Below are 18,827 nucleotides of genomic sequence, written 5' to 3'. Positions count from 1 at the left end.
TAATGGGCACAGAAAAAAGATTAACGAAGAGAGAGATTTTCAGTATGTTTATCCGCTCAAACTTTTTGCTCGGATCTTTTAACTTTGAGCGTGTACAGGCGCTCGGCTACTGCTACGTCATGATTCCGGCGATCAAAAAACTGTACGGTCCGGGAGCAAAACGGAGCGAAGCGCTCCAGCGCCATTTGGAATGGTTTAATACACATCCGTGGCTGACAGCGCCGATATTTGGCGTAACCGCTGCGATGGAAGAAGAAATGGCCAACAATAAAAAGATTGATGCCAAAGCAATTAATGGAATGAAAATCGGCTTAATGGGCCCGTTGGCAGGCGTGGGCGACCCGATTTTCTGGGGGACGTTGCGCCCGGTTTTGGCGGCCTTGGGAGCGTCGCTTGCTTTAAGCGGAAACATCGCCGGCCCGCTTTTGTTTTTCTTTTTAATCAACGCCGTCAGATTAAGCACTAAATACTACGGATTAAAGTACGGCTATGTGAAAGGCATGGAAATATTGCAGGACTTGGTGGGGAACCGCATTCAAAAACTGACGGAAGGCGCTTCAATACTCGGGCTGTTTGTGATGGGAGCTCTCGTTTCCAAGTGGACCACAATCAATATCCCGATCGTCGTGTCGAGAATTAAGGATGATGCAGGCAAAGTCGATGTACAGACCGTGCAAAACATTTTAGACAGCATCATGCCTGGTGTGCTGCCTTTAGGATTGACATTGCTCGCTGCCTGGATGCTTCGCAAAGGGGTGAATCCTCTGCTCATGATTTTCGGTATTTTTATCATCGGGATTGTCGGCTATTGGGCAGGTTTTTTGGCATAACATGTTTTGGGTGTTCTTTTCTTAGCTTTTGAGAAGCAGGTCCATTCGGCCGCAAAAAAGGGGGCGGCTGTTTGGACTTCCTGCCTAAAAAACCGAGTGAAGAAGAGGGGGGGAAAAGTCATGAAAAAGAGAATGATTCAGATGGGGATCATAGGGGCTATGATGTTCCCGGAAGCCTTTTCCGCAGCTGCTGCCGACCCGGACTACTATAACGAGGATCATCGGCCCAAGTATCATTTCACGCCGGAAGCAAACTGGATGAATGACCCGAACGGGATGGTGTATTACGCGGGGGAATATCATCTGTTTTATCAATATCATCCATATGGCTTGCGCTGGGGGCCAATGCATTGGGGGCACGCGGTAAGCAAAGATTTAGTCAAGTGGGAGCATTTGCCGGTCGCACTGTATCCGGATGAAAAAGGAACGATTTTTTCGGGCAGCGCTGTCGCCGATCGGCATAATACTACAGGGTTTCAAACAGGGACGGAGAAGCCGCTCGTTGCCATTTATACGCAGGACCGGAGCGGGGAACAAGTGCAAAGCATCGCCTACAGCAATGACAAAGGCAGGACATGGACGAAGTACTCAGGCAACCCTGTCATTCCAAATCCGGGAAAAAGAGATTTCCGCGATCCGAAAGTCATTTGGCATGAACAGACAAAAAAGTGGGTGATGTTGCTTGCGGGGGGCGATCGAATTCTGATCTATACATCGCCTGACTTGAAGCGGTGGACATATGCGAGCGAATTCGGCGAAGGAGAGGGCAGCCATGGAGGCGTGTGGGAATGTCCGGATCTGTTTGAGCTTCCTGTAGAGGGCAGGCCGAATGAAACGAAATGGGTGATGCAAGTCAGTGTTGGAGACGGTGCTGTCTCAGGAGGATCAGGCATGCAATATTTCGTCGGCAGTTTTGACGGAACAACCTTTAAAAATGAAAACCCGCCGAATCGCGTACTATGGACAGATTACGGCAAAGACTTCTACGCAGCTGTCAGCTGGTCTGATATCCCGAAGTCAGACGGACGAAGGCTTTGGTTAGGGTGGATGAGCAATTGGCAATACGCAAACGATGTTCCCACTTCCCCGTGGAGAAGCGCAATGTCGATCCCGAGAGAAGTAAAATTGAAAGCGTTTTCCGAAGGGCTTAGAATGATTCAAGCTCCGGTAGCGGAGCTGCAGTCGATACGGGGAGCATCGCAAACGTGGAAAAACAAGATCATTTCGCCTCGAAACGGAAATTTGCTGAAAGGGCTGTCAGGCGATGCTTATGAAATCAATGCGGAATTTCAAGTAAATACCGGAGCTGCGGCCGAATTCGGCTTTAAAGTCCGAACAGGGGAAAACGAGTATACGAAAATCGGCTACAGCAAAAACAGCGCTTCACTGTTCGTCGACCGGAGCCAATCAGGAAACGTCTCCTTTAATCCGAACTTTAACACTGGAAAGCATGCGGCCCCGCTGGAACCGGTCGCTGGGAAGGTGAAGATGCGCATTTATGTCGACCGCTCTTCAGTCGAAGTATTCGGCAACGACGGGAGGCAGGTGATCACCGACATTATTTTGCCGGACCAATCCAGCAAAGGGCTAGAAGTATACGCATCAAACGGGTTTGTCAAGCTGAATTCCATGACGGTTCATCCTCTGAAAAAAGTATGGGGAGCGTCGCCCTTTCAATCAAATTTGACCGGCTGGACGACCGTAAACGGTGTATGGGCCGATACGATTGATGGAAAACAAGGGCGCTCTGAAGGAGATTCGTTCATTTTATCTTCAGCAAAAGCAACAGATTTCACATATGAAGCAGATGTCGCGATAAAGGATGGAAATGGAAGAGGGGCAGGGGCTCTCGTGTTTCGGGCCGATCAGGATGTTAAAAACGGATACCTTGCCAATGTGGATGCCAAGCATGACGTGGTGAAGTTTTTCAAATTTGAAGACGGCTCGGCCTCTGTTATTGCCGAACACCGCACACCGATAGAAACCGGCCGGAAATATCACCTGAAAACGGTGGCCCGCGGTGCAAACTTTTATATTTACCTTGATGATCAATTGGTGATAAGCGCCCGGGATTCAACGTTTGCCGATGGAGCCTTCGGTTTGAATGCATGGGATGCGACCGCAGTCTTCCAACATGTTTATGCCAAACGATGATCATGTGGCTGGAATGCCGGGCATTCCAGCCTTTCCTTTAAAAGACGCTGCGGACCAATCCGCCGTCCGCACGCAAGGCTGCACCATTGATCGGCGAAGAAAGCGGACTGCTTAAAAATGTGACAAAGTGCGCGATTTCTTCCGGCCGAATCAGCCTTTGTATGATAGAGGTCGGCCGGTTTTCTTTCATAAACCGCTTTTCCGCTTCTTCGACTGTCAGGTTTTCATCCGGATAGAGGGTCTTCAGCATCGTTTCAACGCCTTCGGTTAAGGTTGAGCCCGGCATGACCGTATTGACGGTCACATTTGTACCTGCCGCTAGCTCTGCCAGGCTCCGGGAAATCGAAAGCTGCATCGTTTTTGTTGCGCTGTAATGAGCCATTTCCTGTGACGGCATAACCGCGGCTTCGCTCGCAATAAAAATGACCCGGCCTTCTTTTTTCTCGATCATGCTTTGCAAATACCTCCGCGAGAGCCTTACCCCGCTCATAATATTCACTTCGAAAAAGCGGAACCAATCCTCATCCGGTATCTCGAAATATTCCGCCGGTTCAAAGATCCCTAAATTATTGACCAGAATATCAACATCCGGGAATGCTGCTAATAGGCTTTGACACCCTTTTTCAGTGCCAAGGTCATAAGGGGCCGCTTGAAGAACAGCCTCGGGAAATTGGCCTTTCAATTCGTCTATTGTTTGGTTGACCTTTTCTTGCCGGCGTCCGTTAATGATGACAGACGCACCTTCTTTCGCAAGTGAAGCGGCAATCGCTTTGCCGATTCCGGACGTCGATCCGGTCACCAACGCTCTTTTTCCCCGTAAATCCAAGTTCATCATTGATCCCTCCGTTTTCTTTTCATTATAAACAGAACAATGTCAAACAAAACATCAATTATGATTATGGAACAGAAGACACCAAAACGGAAGTACGCACTTTTAAGTCATATAGGCACTTTTTTGTGCCTATAGGTATAAGGAGGGAACTTGATCAAAAAAACCCGCCGGCTGTAAACGGCGGGCTTGCTGTTTATGGGAAATTCAATCATAACAAGTAACGGTGATATATGTATCATTCCCTTTAAACAGGACGAGTTCTGCTTGTTTATTCGCACCATCTGTAAAACTGCTGACATCGATCGCCGGACTGTTGCTTTTCGGTCCGACGTAGAAATTTTTTCTTGCGATTTCAGGCGTGCTTCCCGCCCCGTCAACTTCATACAGCGTAAATGTAAAGCCGTAAAAGCTGTTGTTGTGAAAATAAAATTTCCCTCCGCTTGATTTGATGATCGGAGTTTGCGACGTCATGCCGTATGTGCCGATATTATCCCATACACCGGCACCTGCTGCAGTCGCCGAAGAAAAAGGCAAAAGCAAACACGCCAAAGTGAGCAGTAAGGCACCGATTTTGCTGAATTTCATGGCTTGAGCCTCCTTTTGAAGTCATTACATGGGGGATTATATCATCATTGCCAATGAAACGAATGAGGCGTTACTCCCCGACGCCTTTTCTGCACGATGCATTTTTTGTAAGCAGCATCCATAAACTGTCTTTCATTAAGACAAAAGACCGGGGGATAGGCGCTCATTTTGCATGCATATGCTCTTTTTTGCTGGTGTCGATGAAAAATACAAAAAATTTATATTTTTTAAAATTCGCACTTTACAGGTAGGCATAGTATAGATTATATTTAACAATAAAAATAAACCAATTGAAGTGGGAGGCCAACATGAAAAAGCTGATTGTGTTTGTCTTGATAGGATTATTTGCGCAGCTGATAGATGGCGCCTTAGGGATGGCGTACGGGGTGACATCGTCATCATTGCTGCTTGCCTTCGGCATCGCACCGGCGGTTGCGTCAGCATCCGTTCACCTGGCGGAAGTCGTTACAACCGCGGCATCTGGTGTGTCGCATATAAAGTTTGGAAACGTCGATAAACAAACGGTCAAACGACTCGTCATCCCAGGATCGCTCGGGGCATTTCTCGGCGCTTCCTTTTTAAGCAACATTCCGGGTGAGCTTGCGAAACCTTATATTTCAATGTTTCTGCTTGTTCTCGGCGTGTATGTGCTCATTCGATTTCTATTCATGTTTAAAATAGGAGAGCAAAAAAACAATATCAGCCTTTCGGGAAAAAAAGCCGTTCCCCTGGGATTGATCGCGGGTTTTGCCGATGCAACCGGAGGGGGCGGCTGGGGGCCGATTGCCACTCCTGTTTTGTTATCCAAAAAAGGCGTCAGTGCGAGAAAAGTAGTGGGAACTGTTGACACAAGCGAGTTTGCCATTGCCGTTTCGGCAACGTTAGGATTTTTCATTTCGCTCGGCTGGGAAGAAGTCAATTGGCTGTGGGTTGGTGCATTGATGATTGGCGGAATTATTGCGGCACCGATTGCCGCCTGGCTGGTGCAGAAGGTGCATGCCCGATTAATGGGCGTTCTGGTCGGCGGGCTGATCATCCTCGTCAACACAAGAACGCTTATCCATTCGTGGATCGATCAAACAGCATTATATCCGGTTATTTATATTGGAATTATCGCAGTTTGGATATCAGCTATTGTCTATATTGTTGTAAAAATAAGAACAAGTGATCAAACTGCTCAAGCGTTCAATCAGTAACTCTGCGACGGCTTTAGGCTTTCATGGACGTCGCCGTCAACAAACGAATAGATTCCGATCGGACAACCGAAGGGCTCCTGTTAGACTGCCGTTCCTTAAAAAGGAACTGTTAACTAAGAGGATTTTTTATTTTTAAATTTACTTATAGCGAGATCGGCATAGCACCGGTCTCAGCTTGTTTTCATTCCTTTTTTACATCTCTCCGTCTCATTTCTATACAAGGAATGCGGAAGGTGTTCATTAATGAACACCTCCCGCTTGATTGCCGATTGAATGTGGATTTTCCTGGAATTATAATATTTGTGAATGAGTGGATGTGAACAGCCTAACGCATTATTTCGGTATACAATTCCGATGCAGGCTGTTATTTACAAAAACAGAGATGGAGGTTGGATGTATGTCTTCAAAACAAGAGGAGAGCTTCGCCATATTAACTGAGAGAGAATTGTCTTCTGCAGCATTTAAAGATGAGGCGTATGAATTTTACAAGCGATTACGCGCTTCCCGTCCTGTCTGTCCCGTATCGATGGGGGAGCTGGGCGAAGGCTGGCTCATTACGAGGTACGATGATGCGGTCCATATATTAAAGGATGCAAGAGTGAAAAAAAATTACGAAAATGCGTTTACCGAAGAAGAATTAGAGAACTTCTCCGCTCTGGAAAATGAAGAACCTTTATCAAAGCATATGCTCAACGCAGATCCCCCCGACCACGGCCGTTTGCGGTCTCTTGTTCAGAAAGCATTTACTCCCCGGATGGTTTTACAGCTCGAAAACAGAATCCAAAAAATAGCTGATTCCTTATTGGATCAAGTAGAACCGAATCATTCCATGAATCTTGTAGACGACTTCGCTTTCCCGCTGCCGATCATTGTCATCAGCGAGATGCTTGGTATTCCGCTTGAAGATCGGCAAAAATTCAGAGTTTGGTCCCAGGCGGTTATTGATTTTTCTGACACGCCCGAAAGCCTGGAGGAATACAAGTATAAAATAGGCGAATTCGCTGAATACCTGGAATATTTGGTACGCAAAAAAAGGGACGAGCCGGCTGAGGATTTAGTCAGTGCATTAATTCAGGCAGAAAGCGAAGGAACGAAATTAAGCATAGAAGAGCTGTATGCGACGATTATGCTTCTTATCGTCGCAGGACATGAGACAACGGTAAACTTAATAACCAATATGACCTTGGCCTTGCTGAACCACCCTGAGCAACTGGAAAAGCTTCGCCAAAACGCAGATTTAATCGACTCAGCCATTGAAGAGGCGCTCAGATTTTACAGCCCCGTGGAATTAACCACCCTCCGCTGGGCGGCCGAACCGTTTACATTGCACGGCCAGGAGATTAAGAGAAAAGATGTGGTCATCATTTCATTAGCCTCGGCCAACCGCGATTATATGGTCTTTTCGAATGCCGACCGCTTTGATATTGAAAGAAAGGATAACCGCCACCTAGCCTTTGGCCATGGCAGCCATTTTTGCCTGGGCGCACCGCTTGCCCGATTGGAAGCCAAAATCGCCATTCAAACCTTGCTGCGCCGCTTTGAACATATAGAGATTAAAGGCGAAAGGGAGCAGATCAAATGGAAAGGCAACTTTTTGATGAGAGCTTTAGAAGAGCTGCCATTATCTTTTTAAATGATGGGATTTGCGATCAGCTGTGATGTGCTATCTGCCATTTTGGCAAGAGAAGGTATGGAATGTTTTCATCTTGAAAATAGAACATCAGACGATGAGACGTTCATCTCTATCACAAGGCTCATAAAAAAATCGTACTCCCCGATATGACGGGGAGTACTCCTCTTGCCGGCTTAATCTTCTATTGTTATTCAGGTTCGCTTTCACGAATGCCTCCTCTCATATTTTCCTCGCAGGTTTACCGCACAACAGCTTTAACTTTCTTATTGATTTTAATATTTGTAAGTTTCTTGTTTCTGTTTATAATTAGAAACATATGTTAATGTTCCGGCACCTGTTGAAACCGCTTGACAGATGGGCATTCCCGGAATATTATGTGAGGCTCTTTAAAATATACTGGCTAAAGAAGAAAGGTGTTTTTTAATTTGAGAGGATTCATCAAATGGGCAGGATTGGCGATTCTGTGTATTGGCTTGTTTGCGTGTACTTCTAACAGGAATGCCGAAAATGTTCATTATGCAAAAGACGACAGACAAACATTGGATATTTATACACCGCAGTCAAACGAGGGCGAAAAACATCCCGTTCTCATCTACCTTCACGGCGGAGGATGGACAAGCGGCGACAAAAGCAGGGCTGCTTCGAAGCCGGCATTTTTTACGGATAACGGCTATGTTTTTGTATCTGTCAACTATCGGCTTCATCCCGATGTTCAGTATGATGAAATGGCTGATGATGCGGCCAAGGCCGTAAAATGGGTGATGGATCATGCGGACGAGTATCAAATCGATCCGTCAAAAATCAACGTCATGGGACATTCGGCAGGGGGACACTTGGCCGGATTAATTGCCGCAGATTCAACATATTTAAATCGTGTCGGCCTCACGCCGGCCGCACTCAATTCGATTGTTGTTTTAGATGGCCCCTTGGATATGAAACGATTCATCGAAGCGATCCCGTCTTATAAAGAAGTGTTTGGCACAGACGAAAAGGTGTGGACAAAAGCATCGCCGCTCTCATACATAAACAACTCAAAATTGCCGCCGGCCTATCTTGTGACCCGCTGGGAAGACCCTGCCGTTTACAAGTTCGCGGAAACCGCAAACAAAGCGAAGGCAACGGAATTTGTGTATCAAGTCAACAGCTTATCTCACAGTGATTTAAACAAGATGTTCGGCTCTCCAGATGCACCGGCAGAAGCGCAGAATCTGACAAAAGCGGTTATGGCGTTTTTAGAGAAGGAAAATAAATAGATCAAACGGCCGACTCGGCTTCCTACATGTACTTGCTGAAAGGATATAAACAGCTGTTAAACTAGCAGAGAAAGGCCGAAAATGTTAAATTCGGCCTCTTCTCACACTTGGCACCCCCTTACTCATAAGACATCGATCTGAAAATTCCCAAAATATAAACAAAACATTAATAAAATCAAGCCATTTGATTAACAAATTTACGATACGATCATATAGAACTTGATGATTGGGAAAAGCATTTTGAGAGAAGATTAAGAGCAAGGGAGATATGATGTGAGAATGAAACGATTAAGGATGAGGAAGCATTTACTGATAGCTGTCTGTACTTTGGCACTTCTTCTAAGTTCCCCGATTGTAAGCGATGCGAGCCCGGCAACTAAACCAACAACTGCAGATTCGCCGCAATCTTCCGGATTTTTCGTAGACCATTACAAAAATAATATCTCTGCCAATACGACGGCGGAATCCAATCCTGTCATCGGCCTGCTTTCCGAATTTAATAAACTTTGGACTCCCGGAAAGACATGGAATACCGGTACTAAACTGAACAGCAGGGTGCTGGATGCCAACATTCAAAAAGTCGTGGATATTGCTGAACGCCGCACGATGCTTGAGGAAAATGCTGCCTATTTTGATGATCGGCGGAGCCAGAGCTACAGTATAATTGACGGCCTCGGCAAGCTTGCCGGCGTCTATCGAATGAACGCGGGAGCGACGACAACGATCACCAGCATTCCGGCAGATGCCTCGATTAGAAAATACAATGATGAAGGAACCAATTCGGGCAGCACCAGCTCTGAACTTGGAAATGTCGTAAGTTTGGTCAATACTTTACGCGGCAACTATTCTTCATCGAATCCGGCTAAAAGCTATTTCAACTATCCCCGCCCGTTTCGCTGGAAAGACAATTCGATCATTGTTCCAACGCTTATCCCCGTCATCAATCCTGATCCGAACAAAGACGGAGGTTTTCCAAGCGGACACACGAACGCCGCATATCTCAGCGCTTTTGCTATGGCCTATGCGATACCGGAGCGTTATCAGGAGCTGCTGACTCGCGCTTCAGAACTCGGTCATAACCGGATTGTTGCCGGTATGCATTCCCCGCTGGACGTCATGGGGGGACGAGTAATGGCAACAGCTTTGTCTGCAGCAATCCTGTCTGACCCCGCAAATGAAAGATTGAAGAAAACGGCTTTTGATGAAGCCCGCCGTAAATTATTAACGCAAACCGGTACAGCTGAAGACAGATACAGCGATTATGAGAAGAATAAAAAACAATATACGGAACGATTGACATATGGATTTCGACAAATGAACAAAACCGCCAAACCAATGGCAGTTCCAAAGGGAGCCGAAGTCCTGCTGGAAACACGTTTTCCTTACCTTGACAAAAAGCAGCGCCGTTCGGTTTTAGCCACTACCGGTCTTCCGGCCGGCTACCCTGTTCTTGATGATCGAGAAGGATGGGGAAGGCTTAATCTCTTTTCCGCGGCAGATGGGTATGGGGCTTTTACCAAAAATGTTACCGTGACCATGGATTCCGCAAAAGGCGGCTTCCATACAGCCGATCGCTGGCGCAACGACATCTCCGGCACCGGAAAGCTGACCAAAAAAGGGACAGGCGCTTTGAAGCTGGAAGGGGATAATACATATTCCGGCGGTACACGGATTGATCAAGGAACACTTGAGGGCGGTTCGGAGACAGCTTTCGGGAGAGGTGATGTTGCACTAAACGGAGGCATCCTTAAGGAAGATGCGCCGGGAAAACTGATCATCGAAGGAGACTACAAACAATCTGCTAAAGGAATACTTGAACTTCAGCTCAGCGGCAAAAAAGATCAGTTGAAAATTAAGGGAAAAGCAAGATTGAAAGGGACATTGCGTCTCAATTTTACGGACAATTACGTACCGGCTGACGGATCGGCGATCATAACCTTCCGCAAGCGTCATGGATCATTTTCTTCCGTCGAGACCAGTGGATTGCCAAGCAAGTATAAAGTGAAGATCATCTATAAATCCAACAGTATTCAGTTGAAAGTTGAGCAAAAGGGGAGAAGCTGATCTGCAAGAGGATTCACTCAAAAGCTGCAAGCTGGCGCATACTGCCGCCAGCTTGCTTTTAGTTTTGATGAAATCACAGCCAGAATGGCTGTACATCTTGAATGGGGAATCTTAAAAAATAGTCGGCACCATTCCCCCGTCCATACGGATCGGGGACCCTTTAAATGCGGATGCATAGGGACTGCATACAAATGCAGCCAGTCTGCCGATTTCAATAGGCTTGATAAATCGCTGTATTTCGGATTGAGGCAGGTTTGTCGTCATAAATTTCTTCTCTTTTTCTGAAAAAGTCATCCCTTCATCGGGGTACATTCCCTCAATGATTTGCTTCACATTCTCAGAGAGCGTCGGCCCCGGCATGATCGTATTGACTGTCACTTCTGTTCCGATTGTTAATTTTGATAAGCTTTTTGACAATGATAATAGCATTGATTTTGTCATACAATACTGAGGCATCTGGCCTGAAGGCATCATCGCTTCTTCACTTGCGATAAAGATGATGCGGCCAAAATCACTTTTCAGCATTTTAGGCAAATAAAATTTAGATAAACCGTTTGCAGCCAGCACATTGGTGCGGAAGTATTTTTCCCATACTTCATCGTCAACGTCCTCATATTGCATCAGTTCATAAATGCCCATATTGTTTACTAAAATATCGATTTGAGGGTGTTTTTTAAATAAAGCTTCCCTTTGCCTAATATCCACAATATCAGCCGCGGCGTTTTGGGGAAAGGTGTCAGGAAAAGCTGATTTTATTTCATTGACTGTTCGTTCTGCCTCTTCCTCATTTCGTCCGTTAATGAGTACATGAACACCTTCTTTGGCAAGTTCAATAGCGATGGCTTTTCCTATACCTTTCGTCGATCCGGTAACTAAAGCTGTTTTATTTTTTAATCCCATATCCATTAAACATTTCTCCTATTCTAGTTAAATCCATTCAGCCGGGTCTTCTTACGCCAATTAGAAGGAGTCTCGCCTTCCCAAAGGCGGAAGGCCCGGTAGAACGAGTTCTGATCTTCATATCCGATCAGAATGGCCACTTCTTTAATATCGAGCGAAGGGTCTGCCAAGTACTCCCGCGCCTGCTCATGTCTGACTTGGATCAACAGCTGTTTGAAGCTAGTGCCTTCGTCAGTAAGCCGGCGCTGCAAGGTGCGGCCGCTCATTCCCAACTCGCTCGCAACAGTCTGAATGTCGGGGTGCCCTCCTGGAAGCGTGCGTTTCATGATCCACTTGACCGCTCCGCTGATTGAAAGGCTATTTTGCTGATCATTCAACGATTGATCCAGCACGGGAGTCAAAATCTCCAGCAACTCCGCGTTATACGAGACAAAAGGGCGGTCAAGATCTCCTCGATTCAGCGTCAGCCGGTTCCGAGCTGCACCGCTCCGGATGCGGCAGCCGAAGTATGCTTCAAGCGCCTGCATGTCGCCCATTGGGTGTGCAAACTCGACCGACTTCGCTGTCAACGGCTGACCTGTGCCCCGGCGCCCGAGTTCCAGAAGAAATGCCAGTGTAATGCCAATCAAGAGCGGCGGACCGGGTAGCTTATCATCCAACCATTCCAGTTCGATTGCGCAGTGCTCATCTTCTTCGGTGATACGCAGGCTTTCAGGAGGGCATAATTGTTTGTAGCGGGCCATTCGTTTTAGCGCGCCGCGGTAGTCACGGGCATGGTAAGCCGCTAATACGGCCGGAGGGTAATGTGCCGGCTCAAAGCCGGTCGCAAGCTTGATGATTCCTTTGGAAACGTCATCAACAAGGTCGGAATACGCCTGCCAGATCGCGAAGTATTGGGCGGCGGTGACAACTGGTTCAGTCATCACGGTGAGCGGCAGCCGGGCTTTTCGAAGCACATCAGGGGCGTTAATTCCTAATTGACGCAATCCTGCCCAAAATCCTGCCGGGAATTTAATTCGAGTATGAGACATCTTGAGCACTCCTTTAACTTTCTGCACCTTCGCTCGTTTGGTCGTCATTCTGTCCAGCCTTGTTGGCGGGACAGTTATAACTTTACCTAACCATTGTCGATCTGTAACTAGCAAAGAGCGACATTTAACTTGCCGATCACGCCGAACGTGTCAGCCCGCCATATGCGTACGAAGGCTGTGACAGGCAGGCGCCTTTAATCTATCATGTCCTTCGAATAGGAGGGGATTCAAACAGCACAAACATTTCTTTTCCTTGAATGGACAAATTAAGTTCTATAGGACAACAAGCGGGGAAAATCTCCCGGCTGTAAAATCATCCCTTCCCGATAGCGGGATTTCCTTTTCCCATCACATGTTTTCTTGCAATGAAAAAGAGGAGGACGGCAACAAAAAACTCGGAAAGCGGCAAGGATAGCCAAACTCCCGTGACGCCAATAAACTTTGGCAAAATCCAAAGCAGGATGAACAGGGACACGAAGCTTCGCAATATAATGATAACAACCGATGAGCCGGCCCGGCCAATAGATTGAAAGTAACTCATATAGACAAAGTTATAGCCAAGGAAGGTATAGCCGATAAAAAACAGGCGGATTCCATCGATGGCCAGCTGCTGGATTTCGGTTGATTCTATTCCGAATAAGCCTACAAGGAATGGGGCAGCCCCCCAGCCGATAACGAGCAAAAGTATGCCCAGGATTACGGCGGTCTTCTCCCCAATCTTCATGCTGCTTTTGATTTGTTCGGTTTCTTCAGCACCATGATAATAGCTAATCATGGGCTGAAGTGCCATTTCAATGCCGAAGAAGGACAGGAACATGAACCCGTGAAGGTAGTTAATGACCGAGAAGGCAGCGACTCCTTCCGTGCCTGCCAGGCTTGCCATTGCCAAGTTGTATCCTGTAACAAATACGAGGAGCCCGGCCTCTGCCAGAAAGCTTGGAAACCCGATGGCAAAGATGTGCATAAGGGATTTCCAAGACCACTGAAACGCCGGCCTTCTCAGTTGCGCTTGACGGTTGAAGAAGTGCAGGGATAATACAAGCAGTCCGGCGAATCCGCCAAGCACCGTTGAAATCGCAGCGCCTGTTACCCCCATGTCCAAAATCATGATCGTATAAAAATTCAGAATGATATTCACAATCGATGTCGTTGCAAGAGCCATCATCGAAAGCTTCGGACTGCCGTCATTCCTTACAAAAATACTTAAGACCTGTTCTAATGTAATGACCCAGCCGAATAAAAACATGACACTTAAGTACTCTATGACAAAAGAAGAGGTGTCGGAGTTGGCACCAAGCCATATCGAAATGGTTTGAATGTTGAGAATCCCGAATACTCCTAAAAGCACGCTGATGATAAGCGCCAAGAAGAGAGCCAATGAAAAAATGCTGCTGGCCTTCTTGGGGCGATTCTCCCCGATGCTGATGGAGTACTTTGTTGCTCCGCCTATCCCAATCCAAAGAGCGATGGCCATAATGAGTGAAATAACCGGATAGGAAAGGTTCACTCCAGCCAGTGCTGCGGTTCCAATGCCATTGCCTACGAACAGGCCATCAATTAAAATATTCGCTGACATCAGGATTAATCCAAGCGTTGCAGGGACGAAATATTTAAAAAACACTTGATTTACTGGTAATTTCATGAGCTGCTGATGTGTTTCTGTCATCATGTATTCCTCCTATAATGAGCTACAGGAGTATTCTAAACCTTCAAGTTACTTGAAGGTCAATCAAAACTCTTTGTTACCGGAATTTGGATTAAAGTGACATAACGAGCTGACTCCTTGATCACAGCATCATCAAGAAATGAGATTTCAACAGGGATTCCCGCCAGCTCGTATTCCTTCTCTTTCAGCTGGCTTAAAACGAGCTGATAACTTTTCCTGATGTCCTCGTAGGGACCAATATGGGGGTAACTCGCATACAACCCTTCGTTTAAATAGTCTTCACTGTCTTCCTCGTGCAGCAATTCAAATACGCCGATATATTTTACCGGTCCTTCTTGCTTCAAGCTCTCCATATCAACGATTGTTCCAATGTCTCCGGTGAAGAAGCCGTTATTCTCAATCGACTGGCTTGAAAGCGTTTCTTTATCCTTTAAATAAATGTCGTCGCCTTCCTCCATCAGGTCGACAGGCTTGTCAAAATACAGGTAGGAAATAGCCCGTTTTGGGAAATACTGAAATGTTAAAGCAGGATGTTCGGCAAGTTTTATTCCTTCTTCGATTGTGGAAATTTTGTTCTCGATTCTCGCCGCGTTGCGTTGGAGACGAAAAATTTCCGCTCTGACTTCCTCAAGCTTTTTCTTCAAAATTTCCATCGTTGTTTCCGGAGTCCTTTGATCTAACTGATGCTGAATATCTTTTAACGAAAATCCATTTTTCCTTAAAAAAATAATCGTATCCAGGATCTGAAATTGTTCAACACCATAATATCGATAAGATGTTTCAGGATCGGTATACTTTGGCCTGAACAGCCCGATTTCATCATAGTAACGCAGAGTCGATGCAGGCAGCTTGAAAAGTCTTGCTACTTCTCCTACACGGAATCGATTGTTCATCATGTTTCACCTCATCTGTTCGTTTTAGTGATATCACCAAATACAGAGCTATTCGGTTATCGGAATTATGTATTAAGTCTACTATTGACATTAGGTGAAAATACATGCCTGGTCAATAAGGAGGCCCAGTATCCCTAAGCAATCTGTTCGATGCAAAACAATTCTTTTTGCCAAACCAATCTATTGAGGATTTTTAAAAATAAATGAGGGCTCCATCATTGGAAGCCCTCATTTGCCATATTTTTTTCACTGCGAATAAAAAAATCTGTATACAGTTTGATTAAAGAAGCTCATTCAGGAAAGCTCCCGGCTAATTTATTGCCGAACCGCTCTTGTTCTGATCGAACGAAAGCGCGGGTGTTCTGCCAGTATGGAACGCTTCATTTCTTGTACAACCGGGTGGTCTGACTTTAAAAAACGATGTTTATCGTAAAGTCCGGCCAATTGGCCGTGGTCTAATACACCTAGTGTATCACTCAATTGATAGGCGGCTTTTAAATCATGTGTGATAAAAAAATAAGACATTCCGAAATCGTCTTTGAGCTCTTTTAATAAACCCAATATAAGCGTTTGGGTTACCATGTCCAGGCTGCTGACAGACTCGTCTAATACGATCAGCTTCGGCTTGAGCGAGACCGCTCTTGCAATATTAATCCGCTGCAATTGGCCGCCGCTGAACTGGTGCGGATATTTTGTTAAATCCTTTTCAGTTAAGCCTACTCTTTCCAAGAGCTCGATAATGGTCCGTTTTTTCTCAGCGATTGTGAGCCTTTCATAGTTTTCTAGCGGTTCTGCTAGAATTTGTTCAGCCGTCATTCTCGGGTTGACGGAAGAATAGGAGTCTTGAAAAACAGCTTGAAGGTCGCGGCGGATTTTCCGCCGGATTGACTGATCTGCTTTATAGAGATCATGTCCTTGAAAAAAGATTTGCCCCGATTGCGGCCGCTCCAAACCAAGCATCACTTTTCCCAATGTGCTTTTCCCGGCTCCGCTCGGTCCAACCATGCCTAAGCATGCGCCTTCCTCAATCGAAAAGCTGACATTGGAAAGGACTTGTTTCGATTGAATTTTCCACTTGAATAATTTGCGCGCTGTATAATGATGAGTGACTTCTTTCACTTGTAATAAACTCACTTGTTCACCCCATCTCAAATGCCGGCCTTCCTCATACTGACTCAAGTCGCAAGTTGATCCACCGGCAATGTCAACCGTGCACTTAATAGCTTCTTAGTATATTCATGCTTTGGTTCATCAAACAGCTGAAACACATCTCTATTTTCTACAATTCTCCCATTCTGCATCACAGCAACTTCATCCGCCATTTCAGCAATAACGCCGAGGTCATGAGATATAAGCAAAATCGCCGTGCCGAAGTCAGAACGCATGCCGTCTAAATATTTCAGCACCGTCTTCTGATTATACACGTCGAGCGCAGTGGTAGGCTCATCCGCGATGAGAATGGCAGGCTTTAAGCATGATGCAATTGCAATCATGACCCGTTGAAGCATTCCGCCGCTTAATTGAAAAGGATAAGAATGTAAAAGTTTAGCAGGGTGGGGTAGGTTCACATGATGCAATGCTTCGGTCGCAAGCTCTTTCGCCTGTTTCTTGCTAAAAGATGTATGAGAGCGAATCGATTCGGTCATTTGCTGTCCTATCGTAAAAACGGGTGTAAAAGCGTTCATCGGATTTTGCATGATATAGGCAATATCTTTGCCGCGGATTTTACGCATTTCCTTATCTGCTAATCCGTTCAATTCACGGCCTCGCAATGCAATACTTCCTTCCACCTTAGTTGTTTTTGGATCAAGCGTCTGAAGAATAGACATGCTTGTTACCGTTTTTCCGCAACCGCTCTCACCAATCAGACCAAGGACTTGGCCGCGCTTCAAATCAAAATTGATGTCTTGCACAAGGGTTGAATGTCCTTTTTGGTTGTTAACCTGTACATGCAAATCTCTGACTCGAAGCACCGTTGATTGTTCTGTTCCCAACTTCCTCATTCCTTTTTAAAATCGACGTTTGACACCGTATTGATCTGATAAGGCTTCGCCCAATAAATTGAATGTCACAACCACAATCATGATCATCACCCCTGGATAAATCATTAACTCGGGATTCGACCGAATATACGATTTACCTTCATGAATCATCGCTCCCCATTCAGCCGCCGGGGGCTGGACGCCCAAGCCGAGAAAAGACATAGCCGAGATATCCATAATGGCCCAGCCCATTTCCAACGTACCGATGACGACGAGGGGAGGGAGGACATTAGGGATGATATGATTTTTAATGATTTTCCATTGTGAAGATCCATTGATTTTTGCCGCCGCAATAAAGTTCTCCTCTTTCAGACTCAGCACCATTCCTCTGAAAATTCTCGCATAATAGACCCATTGCACAAGCATGAGGGCCAGAATGACTTGAGGAAGTCCGGGGCCGAAAATGCCCACGAGGCCAAGAACTAAAATTAAGTTCGGAAAGGCCATTACACCATCGCAGCATCTCATTAACAGCTGGTCAATCCAGCCGCCTTTATACCCTGAAATCGTCCCGACAATGAGGCCGATAACGAGGGAGGAAATGAAAATAAGCATCGCGAATCCCAAAGAAATCCGGGCGCCGTACAAAAGGCGGGATAAGTTGCATCTTCCCAGATGATCAGTTCCTAAAGGAAATTCCCAGGATGGAGGCTGCAGCTTATATACCATATGGACATCAGCAGGATGGTGCGGCGCAATCCAAGGGGCGAATACAGCGATAATAAAAAGGATGGTTAATATAGTGGTGCATACCGTAATCACTTTTTGGCCTTTGAATATCCTGCGTATACTTATCATCATCGATGCTGCCCTTCTTTCCTTGAAATGCGCGGGTCAATATACATTTGAATGAGATCAACAATTAAGTTGCTCAATATAAAAAAGGTAGCGGCTAAGAACACATAGCATTGAATGACAGGGATGTCCCGATTGAAAATGGCCTCAATAAAATAACGGCCAAAGCCGGGCCAAGAAAAAACGACTTCAACAATAATTGTGCCGGTAAGCAGCTTGCCAAGATTCATTCCCAGACCCGTAATCATCGGAGAAATGGCCATTCGCAATACATGTTTGGCCATAATGTTCAACTTCGCTATTCCTCTTATGCGTGCAAATTGAACATATGGTTCCTGCAGGTTTTCGATGACGCTTGCACGGAGCAGCCTTGTATACATCGCAATTAAAGGAAGCGCCAATGTCATAGACGGCAGTACGAGATGCTGCCATGTCCCAGCGCCCTCTACCGGGAAAAGGTCTAATTGAACAGAAAAGAAAAAAACCAGCATATACCCTAACCAAAAAGTTGGGATGGATGCCCCGAAAAAGGAAATGAAGCGGCTGATATGATCAACTGCACCATTTCTTTTGATTCCCGCTAAGAAGCCGAGCGGCACACTGACAAGCACCGCAATCAATAAACTCCCAAGCGCAAGTTCGACCGTTGCCGGCATTCGGTGTGCCACTTCGTCCCAAACCGGCTGGTTTGAAACATAAGATATGCCAAAATCAAGCTGGCATATCTTCAAAACAGAGTTTACATATTGAATAAAAAATGGCTGATCCAAGCCAAACTCATGTCTTTTTTGCGCTAAAATTTCATCAGTTGGCTGGATATGCGCTGCGGCTAAGTATGCTTCAGCTGGGTCAACCGGCGAGAGATGAATCATTCCAGTTGTCAGAAGTGCAGCTAAAAGAAAAACTGGAATAATCGACATGATTCGTTTCAATATATAGTTGCCCATAAAAGC

16 protein-coding genes are annotated in these 18,827 nt (G+C 45.9%); 6 read left to right on the top strand and 10 right to left on the bottom strand.

Annotation, left to right across the window (positions count from 1 at the left end):
- The first annotated feature begins 2 nt into the window (after window positions 1-2).
- Window positions 3-830: a PTS system mannose/fructose/sorbose family transporter subunit IID gene (locus H7F26_RS20430; protein WP_003183830.1), complete on the top strand. Its 828-nt coding sequence runs from the start codon at window positions 3-5 to the stop codon at window positions 828-830.
- A gap of 120 nt (window positions 831-950) precedes the next feature.
- Complete coding sequence (locus H7F26_RS20425; RefSeq protein WP_003183827.1) at window positions 951-2,984, top strand: glycoside hydrolase family 32 protein; 2,034 nt, start codon at window positions 951-953, stop codon at window positions 2,982-2,984.
- A 37-nt stretch (window positions 2,985-3,021) separates the two neighbouring features.
- Here the strand turns inward: H7F26_RS20425 and H7F26_RS20420 are convergent, their stop codons facing one another.
- Together H7F26_RS20420 and H7F26_RS20415 are read right to left on the bottom strand one after the other, a co-directional pair.
- A complete protein-coding gene (locus tag H7F26_RS20420; protein ID WP_011198151.1) occupies window positions 3,022-3,816 on the bottom strand; it encodes an SDR family NAD(P)-dependent oxidoreductase in 795 nt (264 codons plus the stop codon).
- Window positions 3,817-4,020: 204 nt separating this feature from the next.
- Complete coding sequence (locus H7F26_RS20415) at window positions 4,021-4,401, bottom strand: hypothetical protein (protein WP_003183823.1); 381 nt, start codon at window positions 4,399-4,401, stop codon at window positions 4,021-4,023.
- Between the two features lie 308 nt (window positions 4,402-4,709).
- Here H7F26_RS20415 and H7F26_RS20410 point away from each other — a divergent pair, with 308 nt between their 5' ends.
- The 4 genes from H7F26_RS20410 (at window position 4,710) to H7F26_RS20395 (ending at window position 10,547) form a co-directional block, all read left to right on the top strand.
- Window positions 4,710-5,597, top strand: coding sequence for a sulfite exporter TauE/SafE family protein (locus H7F26_RS20410; RefSeq protein WP_003183822.1), 888 nt, complete (start codon window positions 4,710-4,712; stop codon window positions 5,595-5,597).
- A 397-nt stretch (window positions 5,598-5,994) separates the two neighbouring features.
- Window positions 5,995-7,230, top strand: a complete 1,236-nt coding sequence (locus tag H7F26_RS20405; RefSeq protein ID WP_003183820.1) for a cytochrome P450 family protein — start codon at window positions 5,995-5,997, stop codon at window positions 7,228-7,230.
- Window positions 7,231-7,655: 425 nt separating this feature from the next.
- Window positions 7,656-8,483, top strand: a complete 828-nt coding sequence (locus H7F26_RS20400) for an alpha/beta hydrolase (protein WP_003183818.1) — start codon at window positions 7,656-7,658, stop codon at window positions 8,481-8,483.
- A gap of 279 nt (window positions 8,484-8,762) precedes the next feature.
- Entirely contained in the window at window positions 8,763-10,547 is a 1,785-nt protein-coding gene (locus H7F26_RS20395) for an acid phosphatase (RefSeq protein WP_025805010.1), read from the top strand.
- Between the two features lie 111 nt (window positions 10,548-10,658).
- Here the strand turns inward: H7F26_RS20395 and H7F26_RS20390 are convergent, their stop codons facing one another.
- The 8 genes from H7F26_RS20390 to nikB all read right to left on the bottom strand — a co-directional run bounded on the left by H7F26_RS20390 (window position 10,659) and on the right by nikB (window position 18,821).
- Window positions 10,659-11,453: an SDR family NAD(P)-dependent oxidoreductase gene (locus tag H7F26_RS20390; protein ID WP_003183814.1), complete on the bottom strand. Its 795-nt coding sequence runs from the start codon at window positions 11,451-11,453 to the stop codon at window positions 10,659-10,661.
- A gap of 17 nt (window positions 11,454-11,470) precedes the next feature.
- Window positions 11,471-12,478 (bottom strand): AraC family transcriptional regulator, encoded by a 1,008-nt coding sequence (locus tag H7F26_RS20385; protein ID WP_003183812.1) that lies wholly within the window; start codon window positions 12,476-12,478, stop codon window positions 11,471-11,473.
- Window positions 12,479-12,791: 313 nt separating this feature from the next.
- Window positions 12,792-14,147, bottom strand: a complete 1,356-nt coding sequence (locus H7F26_RS20380) for an MATE family efflux transporter (RefSeq protein WP_003183810.1) — start codon at window positions 14,145-14,147, stop codon at window positions 12,792-12,794.
- A gap of 56 nt (window positions 14,148-14,203) precedes the next feature.
- Window positions 14,204-15,040 (bottom strand): MerR family transcriptional regulator, encoded by an 837-nt coding sequence (locus H7F26_RS20375; protein ID WP_003183808.1) that lies wholly within the window; start codon window positions 15,038-15,040, stop codon window positions 14,204-14,206.
- 312 nt (window positions 15,041-15,352) lie between these two features.
- Window positions 15,353-16,171, bottom strand: a complete 819-nt coding sequence (gene nikE, locus H7F26_RS20370) for a nickel import ATP-binding protein NikE (RefSeq protein WP_003183807.1) — start codon at window positions 16,169-16,171, stop codon at window positions 15,353-15,355.
- Window positions 16,172-16,212: 41 nt separating this feature from the next.
- Window positions 16,213-17,031 (bottom strand): nickel import ATP-binding protein NikD, encoded by an 819-nt coding sequence (nikD, locus tag H7F26_RS20365; protein ID WP_003183804.1) that lies wholly within the window; start codon window positions 17,029-17,031, stop codon window positions 16,213-16,215.
- 15 nt (window positions 17,032-17,046) lie between these two features.
- Window positions 17,047-17,880 (bottom strand): nickel ABC transporter permease subunit NikC, encoded by an 834-nt coding sequence (nikC, locus tag H7F26_RS20360; RefSeq protein WP_003183802.1) that lies wholly within the window; start codon window positions 17,878-17,880, stop codon window positions 17,047-17,049.
- Window positions 17,877-18,821, bottom strand: a complete 945-nt coding sequence (gene nikB, locus H7F26_RS20355) for a nickel ABC transporter permease subunit NikB (RefSeq protein WP_003183800.1) — start codon at window positions 18,819-18,821, stop codon at window positions 17,877-17,879. The genes nikC and nikB overlap by 4 nt, the downstream gene beginning before the upstream one ends.
- Window positions 18,822-18,827 lie beyond the last annotated feature (6 nt).

Origin of the sequence: Bacillus sp. PAMC28748 (genome assembly GCF_014250415.1) — a bacterium.
Lineage (GTDB): Bacteria > Bacillota > Bacilli > Bacillales > Bacillaceae > Bacillus > Bacillus licheniformis.
Note: the sequence above shows the minus strand (reverse complement) of the source record. Positions and strands in the feature narration are given on the sequence as shown.